The 22,740-nt window shown below is 27.7% G+C and carries 39 protein-coding genes and 1 pseudogene; 33 read left to right on the plus strand and 7 right to left on the minus strand.

Features of this window, described 5'->3' with window-relative positions; all coding sequences use genetic code 11:
* The first annotated feature begins 152 nt into the window (after nt 1–152).
* The 17 genes and pseudogenes from MarbSA_RS06900 (at nt 153) to MarbSA_RS06980 (ending at nt 12,334) form a co-directional block, all read left to right on the plus strand.
* Nucleotides 153–470, plus strand: a complete 318-nt coding sequence (locus tag MarbSA_RS06900; RefSeq protein ID WP_054834945.1) for a Na+/H+ antiporter subunit E — start codon at nt 153–155, stop codon at nt 468–470.
* Between the two features lie 256 nt (nt 471–726).
* The gene (locus tag MarbSA_RS06905) at nt 727–996 is read left to right on the plus strand and encodes a monovalent cation/H+ antiporter complex subunit F (RefSeq protein WP_197016891.1); all 270 of its coding nucleotides are present in this window, start codon (nt 727–729) and stop codon (nt 994–996) included.
* Nucleotides 989–1,558, plus strand: coding sequence for an EhaC family protein (locus MarbSA_RS06910; RefSeq protein ID WP_221061258.1), 570 nt, complete (start codon nt 989–991; stop codon nt 1,556–1,558). The genes MarbSA_RS06905 and MarbSA_RS06910 overlap by 8 nt, the downstream gene beginning before the upstream one ends.
* Nucleotides 1,551–1,787 (plus strand): DUF4040 domain-containing protein, encoded by a 237-nt coding sequence (locus MarbSA_RS06915; RefSeq protein WP_042702953.1) that lies wholly within the window; start codon nt 1,551–1,553, stop codon nt 1,785–1,787. Before MarbSA_RS06910 ends, MarbSA_RS06915 begins: the two co-directional genes overlap by 8 nt.
* A complete protein-coding gene (locus MarbSA_RS06920) occupies nt 1,784–2,209 on the plus strand; it encodes a cation:proton antiporter subunit C (RefSeq protein ID WP_081720061.1) in 426 nt (141 codons plus the stop codon). The genes MarbSA_RS06915 and MarbSA_RS06920 overlap by 4 nt, the downstream gene beginning before the upstream one ends.
* Nucleotides 2,199–3,695, plus strand: coding sequence for an energy conserving hydrogenase EhbF (gene ehbF / locus MarbSA_RS06925; RefSeq protein ID WP_221062072.1), 1,497 nt, complete (start codon nt 2,199–2,201; stop codon nt 3,693–3,695). The genes MarbSA_RS06920 and ehbF overlap by 11 nt, the downstream gene beginning before the upstream one ends.
* Nucleotides 3,696–4,040, plus strand: coding sequence for an energy-converting hydrogenase B subunit G EhbG (locus MarbSA_RS06930; RefSeq protein ID WP_221061259.1), 345 nt, complete (start codon nt 3,696–3,698; stop codon nt 4,038–4,040).
* On the plus strand, nt 4,033–4,386 hold the full coding sequence (locus tag MarbSA_RS06935) for a Na(+)/H(+) antiporter subunit B (RefSeq protein WP_231624087.1): 354 nt from the start codon (nt 4,033–4,035) through the stop codon (nt 4,384–4,386). Before MarbSA_RS06930 ends, MarbSA_RS06935 begins: the two co-directional genes overlap by 8 nt.
* Before the next feature lie 13 nt (nt 4,387–4,399).
* Nucleotides 4,400–4,855 (plus strand): annotated as a pseudogene (locus tag MarbSA_RS06940) (MnhB domain-containing protein); the annotation flags it as partial.
* A gap of 109 nt (nt 4,856–4,964) precedes the next feature.
* Nucleotides 4,965–5,219, plus strand: a complete 255-nt coding sequence (locus MarbSA_RS06945; RefSeq protein WP_221061260.1) for an energy-converting hydrogenase B subunit J — start codon at nt 4,965–4,967, stop codon at nt 5,217–5,219.
* A 348-nt stretch (nt 5,220–5,567) separates the two neighbouring features.
* On the plus strand, nt 5,568–7,187 hold the full coding sequence (locus MarbSA_RS06950; RefSeq protein ID WP_221061261.1) for a 4Fe-4S binding protein: 1,620 nt from the start codon (nt 5,568–5,570) through the stop codon (nt 7,185–7,187).
* A 102-nt stretch (nt 7,188–7,289) separates the two neighbouring features.
* Nucleotides 7,290–7,811: a 4Fe-4S dicluster domain-containing protein gene (locus MarbSA_RS06955; protein WP_221061262.1), complete on the plus strand. Its 522-nt coding sequence runs from the start codon at nt 7,290–7,292 to the stop codon at nt 7,809–7,811.
* Nucleotides 7,812–7,989: 178 nt separating this feature from the next.
* Complete coding sequence (locus MarbSA_RS06960; protein WP_042702964.1) at nt 7,990–8,436, plus strand: NADH-quinone oxidoreductase subunit B family protein; 447 nt, start codon at nt 7,990–7,992, stop codon at nt 8,434–8,436.
* Nucleotides 8,437–8,750: 314 nt separating this feature from the next.
* Complete coding sequence (locus MarbSA_RS06965; RefSeq protein WP_221061263.1) at nt 8,751–9,884, plus strand: hydrogenase large subunit; 1,134 nt, start codon at nt 8,751–8,753, stop codon at nt 9,882–9,884.
* Nucleotides 9,885–10,004: 120 nt separating this feature from the next.
* Nucleotides 10,005–11,003, plus strand: a complete 999-nt coding sequence (locus tag MarbSA_RS06970) for a respiratory chain complex I subunit 1 family protein (RefSeq protein WP_221061264.1) — start codon at nt 10,005–10,007, stop codon at nt 11,001–11,003.
* Nucleotides 11,004–11,180: 177 nt separating this feature from the next.
* Nucleotides 11,181–11,441, plus strand: a complete 261-nt coding sequence (ehbP, locus tag MarbSA_RS06975) for an energy-converting hydrogenase B subunit EhbP (protein ID WP_042702968.1) — start codon at nt 11,181–11,183, stop codon at nt 11,439–11,441.
* A 236-nt stretch (nt 11,442–11,677) separates the two neighbouring features.
* Nucleotides 11,678–12,334 carry a DUF5612 domain-containing protein gene (locus tag MarbSA_RS06980; RefSeq protein ID WP_042702970.1) on the plus strand — a complete coding sequence of 219 codons (657 nt, stop codon included), beginning with the start codon at nt 11,678–11,680 and terminating at the stop codon, nt 12,332–12,334.
* 161 nt (nt 12,335–12,495) lie between these two features.
* Here the strand turns inward: MarbSA_RS06980 and MarbSA_RS06985 are convergent, their stop codons facing one another.
* Both MarbSA_RS06985 and MarbSA_RS06990 read right to left on the minus strand, forming a co-directional pair.
* Complete coding sequence (locus MarbSA_RS06985) at nt 12,496–12,786, minus strand: hypothetical protein (protein ID WP_042702971.1); 291 nt, start codon at nt 12,784–12,786, stop codon at nt 12,496–12,498.
* 208 nt (nt 12,787–12,994) lie between these two features.
* Nucleotides 12,995–13,381 carry a CRISPR-associated protein Cas4 gene (locus tag MarbSA_RS06990; RefSeq protein WP_221061265.1) on the minus strand — a complete coding sequence of 129 codons (387 nt, stop codon included), beginning with the start codon at nt 13,379–13,381 and terminating at the stop codon, nt 12,995–12,997.
* Between the two features lie 58 nt (nt 13,382–13,439).
* On the opposite strand from MarbSA_RS06990, the gene MarbSA_RS06995 reads away from it, so the two are divergent.
* Nucleotides 13,440–14,540 (plus strand): site-specific integrase, encoded by a 1,101-nt coding sequence (locus MarbSA_RS06995; RefSeq protein WP_054834592.1) that lies wholly within the window; start codon nt 13,440–13,442, stop codon nt 14,538–14,540.
* 20 nt (nt 14,541–14,560) lie between these two features.
* Here the strand turns inward: MarbSA_RS06995 and MarbSA_RS07000 are convergent, their stop codons facing one another.
* The gene (locus MarbSA_RS07000; protein ID WP_221061266.1) at nt 14,561–15,388 is read right to left on the minus strand and encodes an AAA family ATPase; all 828 of its coding nucleotides are present in this window, start codon (nt 15,386–15,388) and stop codon (nt 14,561–14,563) included.
* 508 nt (nt 15,389–15,896) lie between these two features.
* Here MarbSA_RS07000 and MarbSA_RS07005 point away from each other — a divergent pair.
* Nucleotides 15,897–16,271 carry a hypothetical protein gene (locus tag MarbSA_RS07005; protein ID WP_054834589.1) on the plus strand — a complete coding sequence of 125 codons (375 nt, stop codon included), beginning with the start codon at nt 15,897–15,899 and terminating at the stop codon, nt 16,269–16,271.
* Here the strand turns inward: MarbSA_RS07005 and MarbSA_RS07010 are convergent.
* Nucleotides 16,239–16,517: a KTSC domain-containing protein gene (locus tag MarbSA_RS07010; protein WP_082397946.1), complete on the minus strand. Its 279-nt coding sequence runs from the start codon at nt 16,515–16,517 to the stop codon at nt 16,239–16,241. The genes MarbSA_RS07005 and MarbSA_RS07010 overlap by 33 nt on opposite strands.
* A gap of 117 nt (nt 16,518–16,634) precedes the next feature.
* Between MarbSA_RS07010 and MarbSA_RS07015 the strand changes: the two genes are divergently transcribed.
* Nucleotides 16,635–16,847, plus strand: a complete 213-nt coding sequence (locus tag MarbSA_RS07015; RefSeq protein ID WP_054834588.1) for a hypothetical protein — start codon at nt 16,635–16,637, stop codon at nt 16,845–16,847.
* Between the two features lie 601 nt (nt 16,848–17,448).
* On the opposite strand, the gene MarbSA_RS07020 is transcribed toward MarbSA_RS07015, so the two are convergent.
* Nucleotides 17,449–17,649, minus strand: coding sequence for a hypothetical protein (locus MarbSA_RS07020; RefSeq protein WP_054834587.1), 201 nt, complete (start codon nt 17,647–17,649; stop codon nt 17,449–17,451).
* A gap of 196 nt (nt 17,650–17,845) precedes the next feature.
* Here MarbSA_RS07020 and MarbSA_RS07025 point away from each other — a divergent pair, with 196 nt between their 5' ends.
* Nucleotides 17,846–18,061 (plus strand): hypothetical protein, encoded by a 216-nt coding sequence (locus tag MarbSA_RS07025; RefSeq protein WP_054834586.1) that lies wholly within the window; start codon nt 17,846–17,848, stop codon nt 18,059–18,061.
* A 287-nt stretch (nt 18,062–18,348) separates the two neighbouring features.
* Here MarbSA_RS07025 and MarbSA_RS07030 read toward each other — a convergent pair whose 3' ends face one another.
* Both MarbSA_RS07030 and MarbSA_RS07035 read right to left on the minus strand, forming a co-directional pair.
* Entirely contained in the window at nt 18,349–18,498 is a 150-nt protein-coding gene (locus MarbSA_RS07030; protein ID WP_054834585.1) for a hypothetical protein, read from the minus strand.
* Nucleotides 18,499–18,852: 354 nt separating this feature from the next.
* Nucleotides 18,853–19,026, minus strand: coding sequence for an AbrB/MazE/SpoVT family DNA-binding domain-containing protein (locus tag MarbSA_RS07035; protein ID WP_156314542.1), 174 nt, complete (start codon nt 19,024–19,026; stop codon nt 18,853–18,855).
* A gap of 175 nt (nt 19,027–19,201) precedes the next feature.
* Here MarbSA_RS07035 and MarbSA_RS07040 point away from each other — a divergent pair, with 175 nt between their 5' ends.
* The 12 genes from MarbSA_RS07040 to MarbSA_RS07095 all read left to right on the plus strand — a co-directional run bounded on the left by MarbSA_RS07040 (nt 19,202) and on the right by MarbSA_RS07095 (nt 22,729).
* The gene (locus MarbSA_RS07040) at nt 19,202–19,471 is read left to right on the plus strand and encodes a hypothetical protein (protein WP_054834584.1); all 270 of its coding nucleotides are present in this window, start codon (nt 19,202–19,204) and stop codon (nt 19,469–19,471) included.
* Nucleotides 19,456–19,599: a hypothetical protein gene (locus MarbSA_RS07045; RefSeq protein ID WP_156314541.1), complete on the plus strand. Its 144-nt coding sequence runs from the start codon at nt 19,456–19,458 to the stop codon at nt 19,597–19,599. The genes MarbSA_RS07040 and MarbSA_RS07045 overlap by 16 nt, the downstream gene beginning before the upstream one ends.
* The gene (locus MarbSA_RS07050) at nt 19,596–19,832 is read left to right on the plus strand and encodes a hypothetical protein (RefSeq protein WP_054834583.1); all 237 of its coding nucleotides are present in this window, start codon (nt 19,596–19,598) and stop codon (nt 19,830–19,832) included. Before MarbSA_RS07045 ends, MarbSA_RS07050 begins: the two co-directional genes overlap by 4 nt.
* Nucleotides 19,833–20,264: 432 nt before the next feature.
* Nucleotides 20,265–20,639, plus strand: a complete 375-nt coding sequence (locus MarbSA_RS07055; RefSeq protein WP_054834582.1) for a hypothetical protein — start codon at nt 20,265–20,267, stop codon at nt 20,637–20,639.
* Nucleotides 20,640–20,642: 3 nt separating this feature from the next.
* Entirely contained in the window at nt 20,643–20,822 is a 180-nt protein-coding gene (locus MarbSA_RS07060) for a hypothetical protein (RefSeq protein WP_054834581.1), read from the plus strand.
* 4 nt (nt 20,823–20,826) lie between these two features.
* The gene (locus MarbSA_RS07065; RefSeq protein ID WP_054834580.1) at nt 20,827–21,177 is read left to right on the plus strand and encodes a hypothetical protein; all 351 of its coding nucleotides are present in this window, start codon (nt 20,827–20,829) and stop codon (nt 21,175–21,177) included.
* Entirely contained in the window at nt 21,177–21,320 is a 144-nt protein-coding gene (locus MarbSA_RS07070; RefSeq protein ID WP_156314540.1) for a hypothetical protein, read from the plus strand. Before MarbSA_RS07065 ends, MarbSA_RS07070 begins: the two co-directional genes overlap by 1 nt.
* Entirely contained in the window at nt 21,321–21,482 is a 162-nt protein-coding gene (locus MarbSA_RS07075; protein WP_221061267.1) for a hypothetical protein, read from the plus strand.
* A complete protein-coding gene (locus MarbSA_RS07080) occupies nt 21,482–21,949 on the plus strand; it encodes an HNH endonuclease signature motif containing protein (protein WP_221061268.1) in 468 nt (155 codons plus the stop codon). Before MarbSA_RS07075 ends, MarbSA_RS07080 begins: the two co-directional genes overlap by 1 nt.
* 25 nt (nt 21,950–21,974) lie before the next feature.
* Nucleotides 21,975–22,163, plus strand: coding sequence for a hypothetical protein (locus MarbSA_RS07085; RefSeq protein WP_054834578.1), 189 nt, complete (start codon nt 21,975–21,977; stop codon nt 22,161–22,163).
* 15 nt (nt 22,164–22,178) lie between these two features.
* On the plus strand, nt 22,179–22,397 hold the full coding sequence (locus MarbSA_RS07090) for a hypothetical protein (protein WP_054834577.1): 219 nt from the start codon (nt 22,179–22,181) through the stop codon (nt 22,395–22,397).
* A gap of 5 nt (nt 22,398–22,402) precedes the next feature.
* Complete coding sequence (locus MarbSA_RS07095) at nt 22,403–22,729, plus strand: hypothetical protein (protein ID WP_054834576.1); 327 nt, start codon at nt 22,403–22,405, stop codon at nt 22,727–22,729.
* Nucleotides 22,730–22,740: the final 11 nt, after the last annotated feature.

Raw genomic sequence — 22,740 nt, forward strand, 5'->3', positions numbered from 1 at the left:
ACATTGAAAGTAAAATACATATTGAATAATTAATTTATGATTTTAATAGTATTTTGAAGAAAATTTAATGAAATATTCTATCTTAATGTAAATTGATAAATAAATATCTTATGATTATTGTATTTCAAATTTTTTGATGGAGATCCTTTAAAATGTTTTTAAACAGAATTTATTATGGCATTGCTTATGTAATAGTACTTATATGGGAAATAATCAAATCAACAATTGACACTGCTATAAGATCTGCTAAAGGAGGCAAAACAATTGACCCAGTAGTCATTGATATTAAAACTGATTTGACTAGACCAATTTCCCAAACATTATTGGCTAATAGTATTACCCTTACTCCTGGAACATTGACTATCGATATTGATAGTGAAAATCAAATTCTTAAAGTTGCTATTATAGCGCCAAGGGATGTAAAAGATGTTATTCCATTCGAACCTTACATTAAAAAGATGTTAGAATAATTTTATAATTTAGATTATGGTATAAATCAAAAATATTAAATTAAAAATAAGGTTTATATTAATAATATTGAAGTTGGTTAAATAAATATGGGTTAAATTTTTTAATAATCTTTATATCAATTTTTATGACTATATTGATAATTAAACTAAATTAATAACTAAATTACATTGATAATTAAATTGTATTGATAACTACATTAACAGTTATATGTTTTAATAATCATTAAATTTTATAATCTACTTGAATGTGATAAAAATGAGTATATTGCTAATTTCAGAATATATCTTAATAGTTGCTCTTGTAATATTTATGTTTGCAGCTGTTAGAATACTTACACATAAAACAATAGCTATGGGGCTTATTGGATGTTCCACATTTTCTTTAGCTATATCAGTACTCCTTTTGATTGTAGGAAATATTTATACAATCGATTTCTACAAAGATATTGCTTTAGCATTACTTCTTCTTGGAGTAGTAGGCACAATAGCTTTTGCTGTGGCATTGAGGAGGTTTAGTCATGATTGAACTTTTAGTAGAAGTTATTCAATCAATCTGTCTTATTATTGCAGCTATTATAGTTCTAATTACTGCTATTGGAATTCTTCGTCTTGATGATGATATTGATAAAGTAATTTATGCAAGAATTCATATGTTAGGTATGGTTGATATTGCATGTGTTTTAGCAATGATTGGATTAGGTCAATTCCTTGTTGCAGGTATTTATTTTGTATTAGCTCCATTTTTAGCTCATGCGATGGCTAATGCATACTATTATGGTGAAGATGATCGTAATTACGAGTCTGATGATAATTTAACTGGTAAAATTAATGATAATGATTACAATAAGTTAGCTATTGGAAAAAATGACATTACTGTAACTAAATCTAAATATAAATTTGATAGTAAAAATAATTTTTCAGGTTCTAATCATTCTGAATCTATTACTAATGGCACTGACAATTTAACTGATAGTGTGACTGAAAATCTAGCTAATAATGTAACTATTAAAGAAGTCAGTACTGATGATATTGAAAATAGTAATTTAAACCGAAATTTAAACCGAAATAGGGGAAAAAATCATGATTGAAGTTGTTGTGATGTTTATTGCAGTTTTAGGATGTATCCTTGCAATAATGCAAAGAGACTTGCTTAAAGCAGCTATTCTCACAGGAATTAATGGTGTATGTGTAGCTTTTCTTTTTCAATTCTTACTTGCTCCAGACGTAGCTTTAACTCAAGCCATTGTAGGATCTGCAATTGTTCCAGTATTTTTAGCAATGGCTATTTATAAAACTCAAAGGATGGATGATAAATGACTGACATTCTCTTGATTCTAAGTGACACTCAGCTGATGTCTTTGCTTACATCAGCAGGATTTATAATTGTAGGACTTTTTGCGGCGATATTCCTTGATAATATAATAAAAAAGATTATTGGAATAGCTTTTATTGAAGAAGGAGCTAATTTATTTATTATTGCTCTTGGTTATAAATCTGGTGGCGTAGTTCCAATTATTATGCCGGGAATGACCCAAGAATGGTTTGCTGCAAATTCTGCTTACCCATTGCCTCAAGCATTAGTTCTCACAAGTATTGTTATAGGTGCAAGTACTTTAGCTGTAATGTTGGCTATATCTATGGTTTTATACAAAAAGTATGGTACTTTAAGTGCTTCTGAAATATTAGGGGATAGAAAAACAAAAAATGTAGCTAATGAAATGGGTGGTACTGATGAATGAATTAATTCCTCTAATGGTAATTATTCCTATAATATGTGCTTTACTATTGAATTTATTCCATAAAAAGGATAGAACTGTAAAATTATTAGCTATTTTTGTAGCTATAGTAATTCCTGCTATTCCTTTATTGGCAAATTATGGGGTGTATTTTTTCGGTGGACATGCTCCTTTAATCTCTGATCCAACGTTACTCTCTACTCTTCCAGCAAATTTACAGAATTCAACAATAGCACTATTTCATCCTGCTGTTACATATTCTTATGAGGCATTTCAGAAAATATTCATATTTATATTAGGAATTGTAGCATTTTTTGCAATATTCACATCATTAAGCCAAAATAAAAGAGTATCTGGTCCTTTAATGTTTTTAATGTTTATGGGAACAGCGGCAGTTACAGCAATCATGCTTTCAGATGATATTTTTCATATGTATGTGTTTTTTGAAATAGCTGCACTAGCTCAAACAGGAATTATATTAACTTCTAAATCTGATAATAATTATGAAACAGCTCTTAAATATATGATTTTAGGTTCTATTGGTGGTCCACTTTTACTTTTAGGTATAGGGTTTGTTTTAGGTGCTGTTGGTAGTGTAAATATCACTGATATTGTTTATGCAATTTCACATAATTTAGTAGATCCTCTTTCACCAACTCTTTTATTTGCATTTAGTTTAATATTCTTTGGTTGGTTATATGTTTCAGGATTGCCTCCATTCCATACTATAAAATCAGGAATTTATAGTAAAGCTCTTCCAAATTCTGCAGCTTTACTTCAAACATTTACTGTAATCACTTTTATTTCAATAGGAATTGCTATATTTAGAATATTCTCATATTTGCCTTTCTTTAAAACATTGATTGTAATATTTTCATTACTTGCAATGATTTTAGGTGTTACAATGGCTATTATGCAAACTGACTTTAGAAAAATGATTGCATTTCTAGCTGTAGGTGAGTTAGGTTATATTGGACTTGGATTTGGTCTTGCAACTCAATTATCTATTACTGCAGGCCTTTTTCAAGCACTTAATGAGATCATAGTAACTGCTTTACTTTTCATTGGATTTGGAACTATATTATATCTTACAAAAACTTCAAACACTAAAAAACTTGGTGGTATGTTAGAGCATAATCCTATAGTTGCGATTATGGTTCTGATTGGTGGGTTTGCGATGGCTGGTGTACCTCCATTAAATGGATTTCAGAGTAAGTTGATGATTGTTCAAGCATCTCTAGATTCTGGATTCCCTGAAATATCTATTATAGCAGTTTTAGTTAGTATTGTAACATTCATGGTTTTCATGAAAGCATACCATTCAATATATTTAAAACCAAAGCCGAATGATCTAGTGGTTTCTGATAAACCTTTACCAAAGTCATCTATAGTTGCTATTGGAGTATTATTGTTAATATGTATCATACTTGGACTTTTCCCTCAATTAGCTACAGATAGCATTTCACAACTTGCAATGGGGTTGATTTAGATGGGATTTTATGATAAAATTGTTAATTCACTTAAAAATATAATTAATATTAAAGAAAAAATAGGTGAAGACTCAGCTACAAATGAGCTTGTTTCTTCAGCATTAGCTGCTGAATTAACTTTAATTTCAACTATTCTAATAGCAGCAATTTTACTTAGACATATTAATATATTTTTAACAATAATTGTTGTTTTAGTATTAGGAGTATTTTTAGTTGGTAATATGCCACTTATTCCAAGGCTTAAAAGAGAACAAAGTGAATCTTTGGAAAAGATGACTTTTTATGCGATTCTTACTTTAGGAATTTTGATTACTGTAATTTATTGGGGAACTAACCATGTCTAATGAAAATAATGAATATGTTAGAGATAAAAAAGATTCTAGTGAAAAAGATAATTCTAATAATTATACTGGTATTAGAACTTTAATACTGTCTATTTCAACAGCTTTTTTCTCTTTTACATTACTTGAAGTTATGTTCGGTTTTAAAAGTATTATAAATCCTGGTATTAGTAAAATTTATAATGCATTAGGTACTTCAATTGAACCTAATATGATTACATTAGTAGTTTTTGATTGGAGAGGTTATGATACTCTTGGAGAATCTTTAATATTAGTAACTGCTGTAATTGTTATTCTTTTAGTGTTTGGAAGAGGTATTGTTGACGGAAATTCTAAGGAGAAAGAATAAAGGAGAGAGAATGATGAGTCCTATTCTTAAATTATTTGCATTTCCATGTGCTTTTATACTAGTATGTTTTGGAGTTATGACTATTTTGGGAGGCCATATAACTCCTGGTGGTGGTTTCCAAGGAGGAGCAATGATTGCTGCTGGAGTTATTTTATGTATTATAGTTTATGGTGTTGAAAAAAGCCCTATAAACTTTTCCCATGACTTTATATCTGCAATTGAAAGTATTGGTGCTATGGGTTATATAATCTTAGGTTTAGTTGGTTTGTTTACTACAGGATTCTTTTTATATAATGTAGGTACAGATTTTTATAATATACTTCCACAATATATTGTTAATATATTTCATTATCCGGACCCTACTAATGCAGGAATAGTTCCTTACTTTAATATATTGGTAGGTTTTAAGGTATTTGTTGGTTTAAGTGCTGTTGTAATAGCTTTTTCACAGTTTGATAAGATTAAAGAACATGTTAATGATAAAGAAGATGAAACAAATACTAATGATAGTAAATCTAATATGGATAGTAAAAATACCAATGGTAATAAAGATTCTCTAAATATAGGAGATTGAATATATGTTATACTTAGGCCCTGTAATATTTGGATTTTTAATAGGATTTGTTGTAGGAATAAGAGTTAGGAATACTAGTAGTATTAATCTCACAATAGGATCTTATGTTATCATATTTTTAGTAGCTCTTATAATTGCATGGCAATCTGGCCCATACCCATTTTTTGATGATGTGCCTATATCCACATCATTTCTGTCTGCAGCTATTGGTTTGATAGTTGGAAATGTAATTAAAAAAATAATATCAAAAACCCAATAAACTAAATAGGATATGTGTAGTTTAATTATAAAAGTTCAACTAAATGAAGTTTAATTATATAAAATCTAATTATATAAAATTTAATCATATAATATATTTAATCATATAAATTTTAATCATAAGTTAAATTATGAAAATTTTAATATTATAAAGAATTTAATTATATCAAATATTAATTATAAAATATTAATTATAAAAAAATTAATTATAAAGTTCAATTATATGAAATTTAATTATATAAATTTAAATTATAAAAAATAAGTTTAATTATAAAAAATTTAATTATAATAATCTTAATTATAAAAAATTCAATTATAAAAAGAATTTACGATGATAGGAAGTTAAATCATGTTTTTATCAACAAATAAATGTGAAGGGATTGGAGAATGTGTTAAAATATGTCCCACTGAAGCTATTCGCCTTATAAATGGTAAGGCTTTCAGCTGTATTACTTGTGGGGCTTGTTTTGAGGCTTGCCCAAATCAAGCTATCTTCAAAAATAGATATGGGGGGTATGTAGTTGATAGGGCCAAATGTAATGGCTGTGGAGTATGTGAATTTACTTGCCCAGTTAATAGTATTCACATTGAAAATGGAATGACTAAAGGTATCTGTGCAAGATGTGGAATTTGTGTTGATTCTTGCCCAACTAAATCTAGGATAGATGGCTTTGATTTAATTGAAGAGAAACAATTAAACTTTTTAAAATCACTTAATTTAGCTATTCCTACATTAAACGAATCTAAATCTTCAAAGTCTCATACCAAAAGAAACTTTGTTGGAACAGACCATGAAAATTGTATCTTATGTGGGCGGTGTGAGTATTATTGTCCTACTAAAGCTATTGATGTTAATATAAATCAAAAAGGTGTTTGTACGGAGTGTAGGGTTTGTACAGATGTTTGTCCTGCAGATGCCATTCAAAATGGTGTTATTGATCATGATAAATGTGTTTTGTGTTTGAATTGTCTTAAAAATTGTCCAAATGGTGCTATTAAAGCAGACAACTTTGAAGTTAATATTATTAAACCTGAGGATGAAATAACTGGTTCAATTGTTTCATGCCTTAATTGTGGTTTATGTGCCGATAATAGTACTACTGGTGCTTTAAAACAAATTAATGGTAAGATGCGTTTTGATCCTTCTATTAATATTCAAGGAGCTAAAAATAAATTAGAAGATAATAAATTAGAAGATAATAAATTGGATAATAATGAATTTGATAATGAACTTCTTGATAATATTTTAGATGATGCATTTGACACTAATGATAAAGTTAGTACTAATAATGAAGATATTAAAAGTAATAATAATATAATATCTGATTTTGGAGATAAATATCTAGCTCAAGATGATATGGCATTAGCTAAAGAACTTTTAAAAGCTGATGTTGGGTTTGAAAAAATTAATCAAAAATCAATTGATTCATGTCCTGTTTCTACACTTAAAGAAGACGAAAATGATGAATTTGCACTTAATGGTTATTGTGTTTCTTGTGGTAAATGTGTTAAAGTATGTGATAGACAGAATGCTCGTAAATTTATTACAGCTGAGTGGGATGGCTCTGTTTCAGATGATTGTATATCCTGTGGAATATGTAGTGAACTCTGTCCTAAAGATGCTATTACTTTAAAAAGAGGCACCATTGAAGTCGATATGGATAAATGTATTCTTTGTGAAACTTGTGGAATTCATTGTCCTGTAGATGCAATTCCAAAAACTACAATGGCTAAAAAACGCATCTCCAATGGCTTCAATTTAATTGATAATAAGCTTTGTATGAATTGTAAATTATGTTATAGAATTTGCCCTGAAGACGCTATTATTGATAGAGAAGATGTTGGAATGATGATGGTGGATGATAGTAAATGTATTTATTGTGGTGCATGTCGTAATGCCTGTCCTGCAAAAGCATTTATTTTTGAAAGAGAATTTGAAGATTTCAATGATAAAATTAGTAATAAATAATAATTATCTTTAATGATCAAGAATATTTTAAAAAATCTATTTAAAAATATATTTATTATAACTTCATAATAATATTTAACTGAATAACTTTATGGTGTTTGAATGAAAAATTTAATAAGAATAATGCTAGAAGGAGCTTTTGGGAATTTTAAAAAGGTTTTTTTTGCTTCTAATAGAGTAACGGATATGGAAATGAGAGAAGATATCCTGAATGGTAAAATAAAACCAAAAGATAAAGTAGCTATCAATGCTTGCATTGGCTGTTCTGGCTGTGCAAATGTATGTCCAACTAATGCAATTGATATGGTTGATTTAGAAACTCCTGAAGAGCTGATGGATGGATGGATCAAAACACAAGTCCCAAAACTCAATTCAGAAAAATGTGTTGTATGTTATTACTGTCATGATTTTTGCCCAGTTTATGCATTATTTGGTGAAAAAGCTACAATACATCCTCATGATGTTGGCAAAGTCGAATTAGACCTTGAAGAACATATGAATAAACCATTTAAAATTTCTGAAGATAAACTTTCATTTATATCTCAATATTTATCTGATAAAACTGTGATAAAAAATAATACTAGTGAGAATAAACTTAAGAAATTACATAAGTTTAGTAAATAATAATAAAATTTAAAAATTAATAATTAAATTTAGAAATAATAATTATTCTAATTATTATAAATAATAATTATCTTCATAAATAATAAAATTAGATTTAAAAATAATAATTAATAAATATTATAAATCAAATTAATGAATAAAAATTAATAAATAAAAATAAAAATTATAGAGGGATTTAATGAGCCTTAAGTCATTTTCAAGGGCAAGAGCTGTCCATTTAATGTTAGTATATACTGGAGGATGTAATGGTTGTGATATTGAAATAGTTAATTGTGTTCTTTCACCTAAATTTGATGTTGAGCAATATAAGGTTTTTTTAACTTGGAATCCTCGTGAAGCTGATGTTTTGGTTGTTACAGGTCCTGTAACAAAGCTTAATGAAGCACCTTTAAAAAAAATTTATGAAGCTATTCCAAATCCTAAAGCTGTAATAGCTGCAGGAGCTTGTGCTTTAATGGGTGGAGTTTATAAAAATATTCATGGTGATATACCCTCTGAAGAAATTATGGGTCCAGTTGAGAACATAATTCCAGTGGACGCTAAAGTACCAGGTTGTGCTGTTAGACCAGAAGATGTAATTTCTGGTGTAGTAGCTGCACTTCCTAAACTTTTAGAAGCAGATTAACTACTGAAATTAGATTGATTAGCTATTTAAAAATTAGATTGGCTATTTAATTTAATATTTAAATATCGAATTTAATATTAATTTATATAAGATAGCTAGGAATTTTAAGATAGCTATGGAATTAATAAATTAGTATATACTAAAATTATATGATAAAATTTAATAAATTAGAATTAATAAATTAGAAAAACTTATTAAACTACTAAAATATTTGTTAGGTTAATAAAATTATTATATTTATATAGGCATAATTATTAAATACTTGAATTTACTTAAAAATTAATTATAATGTATTATTACAATTAAGTGATATAATGACAGAAGATAAAAGACCAATAAAGCAGGAAATAATTGAAACTGAGGTTGCAATGGGAACTGTCCATCCTGCTGCGTTGGAACCATATAGGGTCCGACTTTTTGTTGAAGATGAAATTGTAAGGGACGCTGAGATTACTATTGGTGTTAATCATAGAGGAATTGAAAGAATAATGGAAGGACTGCCTGTTGAAAAAGCAAATGCCCTTACAGAAAAAGTTTGTGGGATCTGTTCTAATGCTCATATATGGAATTCAGTTTTAACTGCAGAAAAAGGCCTTGGAATTGATGTTCCTGAGAGAGCTAATTATATTAGAATTATAGTCGAAGAACTTGAGAGATTACATAGTCATAGTCTTTATCTTGCTCATGGATGTGAAGTTTTAGGACATGAAACATTTTCAATGAGAGCTTTTTATCTTAGAGAAACAGTAATGGAATTACTTCGAATGATTGGGGGTAATCGTGTTCAATACGGAGCTTCTATAATTGGAGGAGTGAGACCAAGATGTGAACTTACTGAAATGAGAATTCAAAAACTTGCTGAAGGCATGAATACTCTTGAAAAAGGAATATTGGATTTTGCTGATCGATTTGTTTCTGATCCAATTGTTATGAGTAGAATTGAAGGAATTGGGGTAATTACTCAAAAACAAGCAAAAACCCTTGAAGTATCTGGCCCAACTCTTAGAGCTACTGGAATTTCTCAAGATCTTAGAGCTACTATGAAAGAATATGATGATTTTGATTTTAACATTGTAACTCAGGATGATGGGGATGTGAAATCTAATATATTAATGAGAGTTCTTGAAATTCCAGAAGCAATTAATATCATACGTCAAGCTATAAAAAATCTCCCAAAAGGTCCTATTGTTAATAGATTTTGGGATATGTTTGATTGTGATACAATAAAAAGTTATATTGAAGTTCCAAGAGGAACTTTATATCATTCTTATGCAATTGAAGATGGTCGGGTAAGAGGAAGTATAATTAGAACTCCTTCAATGTCTAACATTGGAGCTATGCAAACTGCCTGTATTGGAGATCATGTTACTGATGCACAGCTCTGTATAGTTCAGTGTGACCCATGTTTTACTTGTACTGACAGAGCTATTAAAATAATTAAGATTTAAATCATAATTAATAAATTTCATAATTATAAATTAAATTTAAAAAGTAAACTTAAATAAATTATAAATTAGATTTAAATAAACTATAATTTAAACAAACTATACAAATTAAGAGGAAATAAAATGTCAAATATCACAATCATATATTCAATTTTAGCAGTGATTGGTACATTAGTTCTAGCCCTTATTGTGGGAACTTTTCTTCCTGGAATTGAAAGAAAATATATTCAGGCGAGAATTCAACAAAGAATAGGGCCTCCTGTCACTAGTCCAGGGATTATGGCTCCTATAAAATTTTTCTTTAAGGAAAATATATCTCCGAATTCACCAGTACCAACTCTTTACAAGTCGTTACCTATTGTTTCTTTTATTGTGGTAATTTTAATATTGTTGGCTTTAACTCCTCAAATGTATTTTTTTGGAGCATTAGCTAGTATTATTGCTATTGTTGGATTTTTGAAAGTAGAAGAAGTTGCTTATGTATTGATGGGATCTCTTTCTAAATCTGTAATGTCTCTTGGACTTCCATTTCCTGATATTGTTAAAGGAGCAACTCATCCAAATGTTCAAAGATCTTATCTTGAAGATTTAAGTTCAAATAGAGCATTTCGTATGATTGCTTTTGGTTCATTCCCTTTATATTTATCAATATTTATACCTGTAGCTATAACTGGTAGTATATTCCTTGGAGATATTGTTGCTTATCAACAAGTTCATGGTCCATTCTTATTTACAGTAGCTGGAATTATTGGAACTATAGTTTTCTTCATTGGTTATATGATTCTTTTAAATGAATATCCTTTTAATATTTTAAAAGCTAAAGCTGATGTTATTGAAGGTCCTTATATGGAATATGCTTCAAAATATAGGTCTTTTGTTTATATTACAAGAGGATTTTTAATGTTTACTTTAGGAGCCTTATTTTCAGTTTTATTTATTGGGCTTCCACCTAATATATTCTCTTGGGGGATTTTGGTAAATATTCTTGTTGCAGTTATTTTCCCAGTAATAATGGGTATAATGAGTGCATTCTCTCCAGTATTTACTTATAGGCAGTTTTATCCAGTTGTAATTGCGTCATCTCTTTTAGGAGTTTTAGCTATTGCTATTGGATTATTGTAGTAATTATCATTGTTTTAATTATTAAATAGATAATTATCTTAAATATATAGATATTATTTCAAATATATAGATATTGTTTCAAATAGATATTAATATAAATAATAATAAATATAAAAATTTATAATATCTATAAAAGTTAAATTTAATATTATAAAAGTTAATATTTCGGTGATTTTATTGAAATTTGTAGTTAGAGCTCATCATATTATAAGCCTTGGTGGATATATTGTTGAGCGAAATTTTCCATATAGAAATATTATTTTAGTTAATAAATCTGATGAACCTATTAAGGTCGAGATCCCTGTTTTTAATGAAAAATGGATTGATGAGCATAGGGATTTAGGTTTAGAGGTTATACCTGTTGGTGAAGGAGATAGTTTTCTATCTCTGTTTAAAAAAGCTAAAGCTGACTTAGAATTAGTAAAATTAGAAAATTAAGATTTAAAATTGTTTTATATTTAATAATATTACATCTGATAATATTATATCTAATATTATTTTATAAATCTAAAATTAATCATATTATGTCTAAAACATATTATGTATATTAATTTTTATTTCTAATCTTGTAATTTTAAAAAGTCTTTATTTTTAATTTTTTAGTTTTCTATTATTAATTTATTATATCAGGTTTATTTATAGTTAATTTTTATTTTATTCATTTAGGTGTTTAAATGCCAAACACTGCGATAACAATTAAAAGTCTTGAAAAAAAAGGAGTTTTGGATGAAATAACTAATATAATTTCATCTTATGGTGCAAATATCAGCTATACTCATCTATTTATCGAAAAAAACAATTTAGGATCAATTAATCTGGAACTTGAAAGCATCAATAACCTTGAACAATTACTCGAGGATATAAAATCTATTGATTCCGTTCAATCTGTTGAAGTTCATAGTTCTCTTAATGATATTTATGGTAAAAGGATTATAATATTTGGTGGTGGTGCTCAAGTGTCTCAGGTAGCAATGGGAGCTATAACTGAAGCAGATAGGCATAATATACGAGGGGAAAGAATAAGTATTGACACAATCCCTTTAGTTGGTGAAGACGACATTTCAGAGGCAGTTGAAGCTTTATCTAGACTTCCAAGAGTAAGTGCATTGGTGTTGGCAGGATCTTTAATGGGAGGTAAAATAGCTGAATCAGTATCAAATGTAAAATCTGAACATGATTTGGTTGTTATAAGTTTAAATATGCCTGGTGGTGTTACTAAAATAGCAGACATTGTAATATCTGATCCTATACAAGCAGGAGTAATGGCTGTTATGGCAATAGCCGATACTGCTATTTTTGATATTAAAAAATTGAAAAAAAATAAGTTTTAAATGTTTTCACATATTTTAGAGAGTATAATTCTTTTTAAAATTATTTAAAATAAAAGTAATACTAGTAAATAAAATAATACTAGTAAATAATTTATTGAAATTTATTAATATTTATTAATACTTATTATTGTTAATTTTTTTAAAAAAGAGTTATAATGTGTTTAACTCATTTCTATAGCTCTTATTAATCTACTAGCATCATTTTTTATTTCAGGGTTTTTGATTTTTCCACTTTCTCTTATTTTAAGAGCTAAAGTTAAGACTTTAGAAACATCCTGTGGTTTTAAATTTTCTACCATTTTTAAGTAAGTTTCAGCTTCTTCTTCACTTAGACCTAATTCTTCTTTACATTCGTCTAAATCTGTTAAAACAGCTCTACAGTTAGCCATTAAATCGTTGTCATCATAGAAGTCACATGATTCACACTTTTTTATTAATTCTTTGTCATTCATTTTTTCACCTATATTATTAATTTATCAGTTTGTAATTATATTTTACATATATATTTTCAAGTACTTATTATTTAGTATTTTATTTTAACTTTCTATTTTAACTTTTTATTTTAACTTTTTATTTTAACTTTTTATTTCTAATTTTATTATTTTATGAAAATAGTTAGTATTTCACTTGTTTTCTAGGATATCTTAATAATTTTAAAATTCACTCAAAATCTGCTTCTTGATTGCATATCAAATTATAAACACACTTATGACATTTTTTATTATCTTTTTTAATTTCAGGCATTATTTCATTGGTTATAATATCATCGACTTCATTTAAGATTCTAAAAAAACTTTTTCTTAAGTTTGCATCCATCACAACAACTCTTCTCTCCCCTAACTTTAAATAATCCACAAATCCTACAAATACTTCGGTATCAAATTCATTTTCTATTAATAATGCCGCTGCAATTAATTCTATTGCATCTCCATCCCAAACTCCTTTCAAAGGTGGATTAGATGATTTTATACTTATTGGAAAATATTTTCCATCAATTATTTCAATTTTATCACATGTTCCAACAATATCTAATTGTGTATCTCGCATTAGATAACTATATTGTTATGTATAACTTTAAATATTATAAAAAACAATAAAAAATAACATGCACAAAATTGAAGATGAAGAAATTTTTCAAGAATTTATAATAGACAGAAACTTTGCATATAACACTAAAAGACTTTATTCATATATTTTAGGAGAATACTCAGAATTAAACAACATGTCTTTAAAAGAATTAATAGATGAAGCAGATGAAGAGGAAGAACAGGGCATCCGACCAAAACGAAGAAAAATAGTGAAAAGACTCAAAAACTATAGGAACTGGAAAATTCAGGAAAAACATGCAGTAAGTTCAATAAAAAATTATTTTGGAAAAGTAAAAACATTTTATAGGCATTTTGGTATTGAGATACCTTACATCCCTCCAGCAAGACTAAAAAATGATGTTCATATTAGATATGCAGACATACCCACTATAAAACACATTAGAGAAGCATTAGAAACTACAAACAATCCTAAACATAAAGCAGTGATATTATTCATCGCAAGTAGTGGAACTGCCAATAAAGAAACTTTAAGCTTAACAATACAAGATTTTATTGAAGCCACAAAAGAATATCATAATAAAAAAAATATTTATGAAGTCATTGATCAATTAAAAGACCAAAAAGATATAATTCCTCTATTTGACATGTATAGGAGTAAAACAGATTACTACTATAATACATGTTGCAGTCATGAAACAGTAGAAATGATACTAAAATATTTGAAAACTAAAGAAACTATCAAGAATAATGAAAGGCTTTTTGGCATAGATTCTAGTATAAATTTATTGAAAATATTCCAAAGAATAAATGATAAATTAAACTGGGGAAAAGTTAATCATTATAATTTTTTCCATCCTCACGCTCTTAGAAAATTCCATGCGACCACGATTGAAGATATTGGTTTAGCAAATACTTTACAAGGCCGTAAATCTGATCTCATAACCGAAACTTATTTTAAAAATAACCCTAAAAGGATTAAAGAGAAATATCTTGAACATTTGCCTAAATTAACAATTAATAAGACAGTTGTTAACACGGTTGATAGTGAAGCTACTAAGGAATTAAGAGAAGAGTTAAAAGCTAAAGATAATCTGATTAAGGATATGAATGAGCGTTTAACTCGTTTAGAAGAAGCAGATAATAGACCTATAAAATAAACACACTTATTATTATTTTTTCATACTATTTTATAAATTATTTTATTTAAATACTCATCTTTTATCTTTTTACTATTATCTCTTTCAGCTAACCTCCCAAGACTCATAAGAATACTTAAACCGTCACGAATATTAATTGAAACATTAACAACCTCCTTCAATTGCCTCTCAGTTATAGCTCCTTTCACAAAACCATAATCACACCGTTTACTTAATATATCATATACTTGTTCTTTACTATATTCATTGAAAAACACTTCTTTAGGTTGAAAAAGACTATTAGTACTACTACTTAAATTTAAGATTTTAACATCATAAGCTATTAAATATAATCCAACTCTTGCACCATAATACTCTTCATGTAATTTCAATAAGCTTTTAACAATATCATCTAATTCTTTTTTTAAACAGTCCGCTTCATCTAATACTATAATCAAACTTTTATGCTTATTCCTCATATAACTAACAATCTTATTTTTTATCTCACTTGTACCAATACGGTTCTGCTCAATAATATAACCAAATATTTTTTTATGTATATGATTATAAATATCTCTTTTATTTTTTGATTCAGAATTAATATAAACACATACAACTTTAGTAGTAATTTTCTCAATATGTTCCAATATTCTTTTAACAGCTGTGGTTTTACCGGTTGAACAATTACCATAAATTACTGCGTTAGTTGGTTTATCATGATTTAATAATGGTTTCATACATTCTGCAATAGTATCCATCTCATATTTCCGGTGTTTAAATTCTTGAGGTTCACATTCATGGTCGAATAGTAGCCGGTTTCGGAATATCGAGGTTTCATATGTTGTTTGGAATATTCTTTCAAATGACATACTTTTTTTATAAGTTTTTTTATTTAAAATTATTTTATCCTAAAGTGTATGAAAAGTAATCATAATTTATTACTTGTCATGAGCTGTTGGAAGAAAAAAAGATATAATATTATTAACTATATTATTAATTAGTCATTATAAAAAAATAGTAATGATGAGAAAAAGTTTAATTGTAAAAACATTTAAATAATAGATAAAACAAAATAAGCATGTGATTAAAGTCGTTTGGAGTAGTGAAAGGTTAATAACGGTGTTGGACCACCTTACCAATCTCTACTCACTGGTCACAGAAAATAAAACTACTTAGCGAAGTGAGATTATATTCGTAACCAATAATAATTATGTCAAGTATAGTATAAATACTTTACCTTGCTCCCTTAAATTTAATTTTAAGGGTAGCTGGGGCTATTTTTATTTTATGGTCTATTATATTATCACTTCCTATTTGGTGCTTATTTTTTTTGATTGTTGAACAAAATATTATTTTTAAAAAGGAAGTGAAATATTTATGAGTAACAAAATAAGAGGTTTTTATTTATTGGATAAAAACAATGAAATTACAAAATCTTTAGAATTATTTGCTGATGGTACTTACAAACTTAAAAAAGAGTCATTTGTAGATAATGAAGAAAAAATTAAATATATTGATGAAGTCTTAGAAAAAAAAGAATCATATCCAAAACTAGTTTTAAATTCAAACGGAACATATGATATATTACTTGAAAGTGGAAAAGCAGAAATAGAAGATAAAGAAATATTAAAAGAAATACTTGATGAATATTTCGCCAATCCAAATGAAAATATTGAAACATGGGCAGTAATAGACCTCCCACTTTCAATAATAAATAAATTATCGTCTGATTCTACTACTATTAGCACTTAATCCTCTATTTTTATAAATTTCTGCATTCTGATTAAGTAAAGTGTCATGAATTTTTTCATAATAATAATCATCAAGATTTTCACTATTAATAAATTCTTTATAATCTTCAAGAGAACAATGCAATGTTTTTAAAGTTCCACTTGAAAATTGAATGCTTAAAATTTCAGAAAAAGGATTAAAGCCAACTTTATGTATTATAGGGTTATTTATTTCGTATTTAGGTTCGCTGATATTTTCACCTCCTATCTACAAGGTAGACATATGAGATATTTGATTGAACTGATATATAAGAATTGTTGAATTGTGTTGCTAAATAATTAATAACTTATAATAAAATTTTAGGGTTTTAAGGGGTTTAAAACAATGAATGAAGAAACATATCCATTATTGGAAATCACAGAAAAAGGAACATACAATCTTTATACTGAAAAAGATGTAAAGGTAATTCCTGAATCAACAGAAGGGTTTAAAAAAATAGTTGAAAATAAGGAACTAATTGTTAAATTTATATTTGAAAGTCATTCAAAAGTTAAAATAGAAGTTAATAAACTAAAAGAATTACCTGTAAAGATTTAATAATCAAATTGACAAAAAATTAATATTTATATAGAGAGTTCATCTTCTTTAAAGACTTGAATATAGTTAAAAAAAGCTGACAAAAAATACATATTGATGGTCTTCATTTGTATAAAAACATCTAAGCTAATAAAAAAAAGTGCCGGACGAAATAATGATTATTTTAGTAAATCTATGACTATCTTCACTATTGATACTACTATATTTATTATTTGTATTTTTCTGTCATTCATAACTATCATCTTCATTTTCATCGTAAAAAATTTATGACAACTTTTAATGAAGATGGCTCTCTACATAAAATAATTTGTATATTTTTATTTATAAAATTAACTAAAAAAAAGATTATAATATTATCTAAAAAGAGAGTTTAAAAAAAGAATCTTATGCAATGAATATGTAGTTAAACTTTAATATTAAAGTTTTAAACTACAGTTCAAAGCATATTTGGAACAATTATTATAAATTAAGATTTTTCACTACATTATAATTTTGTTCCACGGATTTTCTACGAATTCGACTACGATGATAGCCAATTAATTATTATGTACATTTTTAGTATATAAATTTTATTATAAAAAAGAGTAATAAAAAAGAGAGATTAATCAACTGGTTTAACTATATAATATTTTTCATCATTTTTCATAACCATTTTCCACAATATTTTATCTTTAGCATTTATTCCCATGTTATTAGCTATTCTTTGTGGAATAACAGTTCTCTTTGAATTAGTATTATTATGCTTTGTTACAGTTGATGTTTCTTCAAGAATTATATTTTCTTCCGTATCAATAAGTACCATACCTCCTATTTATATAAATTTAATTATTTATTATTTATGGTAATCATTATATATAAAGGTACTTAAAAGAAACTAATAAAAGATACTTAAAAGAGAACATTTATATACTAGAAAAGACAATTATAAAATATAAAAGTTTTATGAGAATTGGACTTCTCAAAAAAAACTTTTAAAAAATCTTAGCGAAGTGAGAAAAATGAATGAATTAATTGTTGATGGTGTAATTTACACCGAAGAGTCTATTCGTGAGCTTCTTTCAGCTCTCGAATACAATCGTGAAACCCTTAAATTATATAAAAAAGGTTTCAATGAGATTAAAGAAGATATTAACCTATTAATGGGTAAAACTACCGACCCGCGGACTATTTTTGAGGGTAGTGCTGAAGGAGTTGAAGCTCATGCAGACTCCTAAAACTATTTTTAATCCTGACCCTAACCTAGCCCTATTTTTAGAAAGGTTAGAACATAGGGTTTGTGTTCTTGAATCCAACTTACCAGTATTATATAGCAAAGTAAGAGGAGGTGAACACGTATCCCGAGTTTAAGTTGGTTTTTAAAGCAGTTATTACCTTTACAGTATTTTAGTAAATATTCAGTAGATGGTAAGAGCTTTGTTTGTAGTTTTAAAATGTTTATGGGTAAACCATATAATATTGAACATTTTGAAGTTGTGAAATAAAAAAAGAAAAAAGGGAAAAATTATACTGATTTTTCCCAATTACATGCATCACAGATACTGCAAGGTGGAAGTTTATCAGTGTTGTCATCTAATGTCACTTCTCCTGTGCATCCTGTTTCGCCGCAATAGTATTGACCTTTTCCAGGTCTTTCTCCGCAAGTATATGCCATAATTTTTCACCTCCTATATTATTAGTCTGGTTGAAAATATTATTTAAGGTTTTTTATATAACTCTGCGGTAAAAATATGGAGAAAATTAGTAAAATGTTAAAAATTAGTAAAAAGAGTAATTTAAGAATTAGAGTAGCTATCGTAACTATTGGCGTAGCTCCAGCTACTCTACTCTAAGGTTATGATGAAAATGTTAATAAGGAATGCTATTATGTTTAATTTTAAATTATTCAAAAAAAGCAGTTCTTAAAAAATCATAACCTAATATAGATTATGATTATTATTTAATATAAATTTTACTTACTTTATTAAAAAATAGGGGTTTGGAAAATGATAGTATTTTTAAGAAATAATTATGATTCATCAGCTTTAACTACTTTAATAGTTAAATTATCCTCTTTTGGGTCAAGAGTCCATACTAACTTATCTCCTTTTTCAATGTTCATAGCACTTTTGATTAATGCTGGAACACTTGTTAAAGTAGCATATGCATTTGTTTGTACTTTTGTTTCTGCTATCAATTTCATAAACCTCCTTTGTTATTACTATATAATATATTGTACTGTTTATTATATAAATATTTCGGTAAGATAATATGGTAAACTTTATATAAGATGTTGTATAAGATATTATATAAGAAAAATTGGAAGACTTTGGCGAGTCATCAATTTTTCAAAAATGTTAATAAGGAATGTGATTTAAATGGAAAATTTAGATTTAAACTGTTTCTCCGTTGAGGAACTAAAAGAACTAATTCACCAACAACAAAGTGAATTAATCTACCAAAAGAAAACTGTTGAACTCTTCCACCAAGAAAACACAACTCTTAAAAAAGAGTTATACAATCTTGCACCAAGAGTAAAAAGTTTAGAAACACTATCAAAAGAGATAGAACTAATCCTAAACACTAAACAACAGTGCAGAACTAAAATAAGCCAATTAAAACAAGTAGTTGGGTGTGTTGGCTTATGAATACTATTTTTTTAGAAGGTAACGATCCTGACACAGATGAATTTTATGATAAAATCCAAAACTGTGAACAAGGTACTTATTTTAACATACAACACTTCCTATTAGGGTTAGGAGTGTGCTCATTATGAAACTAATCTCAAAACTAAGAGAAGAACTATGTAATCATGGTTTCATGCCTACTAATGTTAAAATAAACGGTAGTTTAAATGCTGTTACTATTGAATCTCCTTTTGCACAATCATTATACAATCAATTAAGAAATAATGGTGTGAATGTTACTTTTTATAAGTTTGAGGATATGATAGCTGTTCATGATACTCCTGATAAAGTATTTCGTTTTTTAGGAGGATTAAAAACATGATTTTTCATGTTAAAGACCAAGACGATAACTTAGTAGCTGTCGTGGATAATACTTTCCGTAATGGCTGGTATTTGGAGCATTATCGGAATGAAGGGTATAATATTGTACCAGTAAATGGTGATTAAAGTGTCTATTTTTAATGTTTTATTATCCTATATGGAAAAAGAAATAATCAGACCAGTGAGGAGAGCAGAGGATTTTAACAAGCCTAGGGGTAACCTATACAAGGAGGAGTGAATTATGTTGAAGGATTATCTTGTTGATATGGATTTTGATTGTGAGTTGAAGGATTATCGTAAGGAGGACTGTTAATTATGAATTGGGAAGAGATAATCAATAGTGAGGAAAATATTAGTTATTATATTGGCAAAGGGATAGCTACTGCACGTGAAATAGTAGAAGAAGGCATATAAAAAAAGAATGGAAGGTAATATGTTAGATAATATAATTGATAACCTAGATAATAAAAACGAATTGGAAAAACAGATAAACACTGAATTAGACGCGTTTAAAGAAGAAGTATGTAATATAACTGAGTTTCCACCAGCACTAGTCAAGATAATCCCTGTAACTGGAGGATTGAGTGTTGTTTTATCACACAGAGAACCAATCGCTTTAAAAGATACAGTGATAAGTTTTTTTAAAAATATCAGCCCAGATTACACTCTCGAACTTGGTAGTGTTGTTAAGGATACTGTTAATAGTGTTAGTAATGGTTTTATGCAACATAGTAGTGCTAATTTGAATTATTATAGTGAGAATACTGTTACTTTTTATCTTACCAAAAGCGAAGAAAAGGAGGAGTAGGCAATGGATTGTCCTGAATGTGGAAACAAAATGAACCAATTATGTAAAATGGATTTAGATGATATTTTACTGATGATGAAAGATAAAATGGTTACTGGGGAGTTTAAATCTCCAAGTGAGGATAAAGTAACTGGTTATGTTTGTATGGAATGTGGAAATCGTTATAAAAAAGAGAGGGAGTAGTTAAATGATTAAAGAAGGAAGTAAGGTAAGGTTGAATGATAAATATGTGGATTGGAAACCAGATAAAAACAAAAATTGTGAAAAGTGCAAACATTATCACAAATTGTATAGTTATGGTTCAACAAGAGATGAACCAGAAGATTGTGGAGGTAATGATTGTTCACCAATGGGTTATGAACTAGATGAAGATGTTAGTGATAATTTACATAGGATAATTGAACTTATTAATGAATTTAGAGGTTTGGGAATGAGTGAAGAGTTTCCATTTGAAAATGGTGATGAAATAAGTAATTATAATATGGTTCTAGCTAATATTTGCCCATTATACTCTCATGAAAAAGAGGATGATGACTAATGTTCACAAAAAAATTTAAAGACCCTTATAAGCCTTTTGTAGTCATAGGAAAGAAGAAGTGTAAGGAATGTCAAGAAGAAACAGTTTATACTCTTGATGGGTTGTGTTGGATTTGTTACGATAAAAAAAAGAAGGGTGATTAAATGAAACTAACAGGCGAACAACGGAAACAAATAGCAATAGATGTTTTAAAAGAAATAGAAAGTCATGCTAAAGATTTTTGCGATATTGAATCAGTTATTATTCATTTAGATGGATACGCTGATTGGGCTTTGAAAGATATTGGGGTTGAGTGTGATAAGTAATGAGTATTAAAACAAAATATGGGGATGCAATGGTTAGTCAAGGATATTATTATATTTTTTCTGAAAAAGAAGGCAATAAAGGTAAATTTTTACATAGACTTGTTTGGGAGGATAGAAGTCAAATAAAAATCCCTAAAGGATATATAATTCATCATCTAGATGAGAATAAGCTTAATAATGATATAGAAAACTTAATTTGTATCCAAGATAAAATTCATAGACAATATCATAAATATGGCACTACTCATGATAAACAAACAAAAATAAAGATGAGTGAATCTCATAAGGGTGAAAAAAACCCAAATGTTATAATTTCGGAAAAACAAGTTCTAGAAATAAAAAATCTAAAAAAACAAGGAGTACATAGAAAGAAAGTTTTTAAACGAATAGCCAAACCTTTAGGGATGAGTTTTAAAGGTTTTGAACATATTTGGTATAATAAAACTTGGAAACATGTTCAAATCTAATTTGTGAGATTGAAGAGGCTAAACAATGATTAAATTAACAAAAGAACAAGAAAAAGAACTTATTGATATGGCTAATAAAGAAATAGCTGGAATGAGTAGATTTCCTTCCTGTGAAGCTACTAGTAGTTTAATAAGAGTTGGAAATATTTTTATAAGAATTAATACTACTGATTTGGAACATATTGAAGATGAATGGGATATAGAACCATTTTAAACAAAAGGTGAAACAATGAATAAAAAATACGATTTAGAAGAAAATATCGTTAATGGGTGTCATGGTAAACGAAATGATTGTATGATAGAAAATGATGTACCATTAGACCAATTAAGAATGATTTTAAAATATGTTGATGAAACAGATGGATTTACTCAAAAATATGTTAAAATCTTGTTAGGTGATATAGCTAATATTTATTTATGGGTTGGAAAAGCAAGGAAAAAGGGTTGATTAATATGACTCCTCAGCCATTAAAGCTAATAATCCTCCTTGGATTGTTAGTAATGTTTGTAGGAATCATAACCGTAAGTTATGCTGAAATACAAGCAAATGAGATAACCGTTACTGGTTATCCAAGTGCAATAAACCAATTACAATATAAACAATACACAACCACATGGGAAAACCACTGCCCACTATGCGGACACAATAACACACTAATAGAAAACCCAAAACGAGTATATGAAAACGAATTAACCTGTAATCATTGCGATGCTGATTTTTGTGCAGTTACAGGAAAAGACAAAAGCTATAATGTTAGAGCAGTATTAAATAAAGCATAAAAACAAGGTGA

The sequence above is a fragment of the Methanobrevibacter arboriphilus genome (assembly GCF_019669925.1).
Classification (GTDB): domain Archaea; phylum Methanobacteriota; class Methanobacteria; order Methanobacteriales; family Methanobacteriaceae; genus Methanobinarius; species Methanobinarius arboriphilus_A.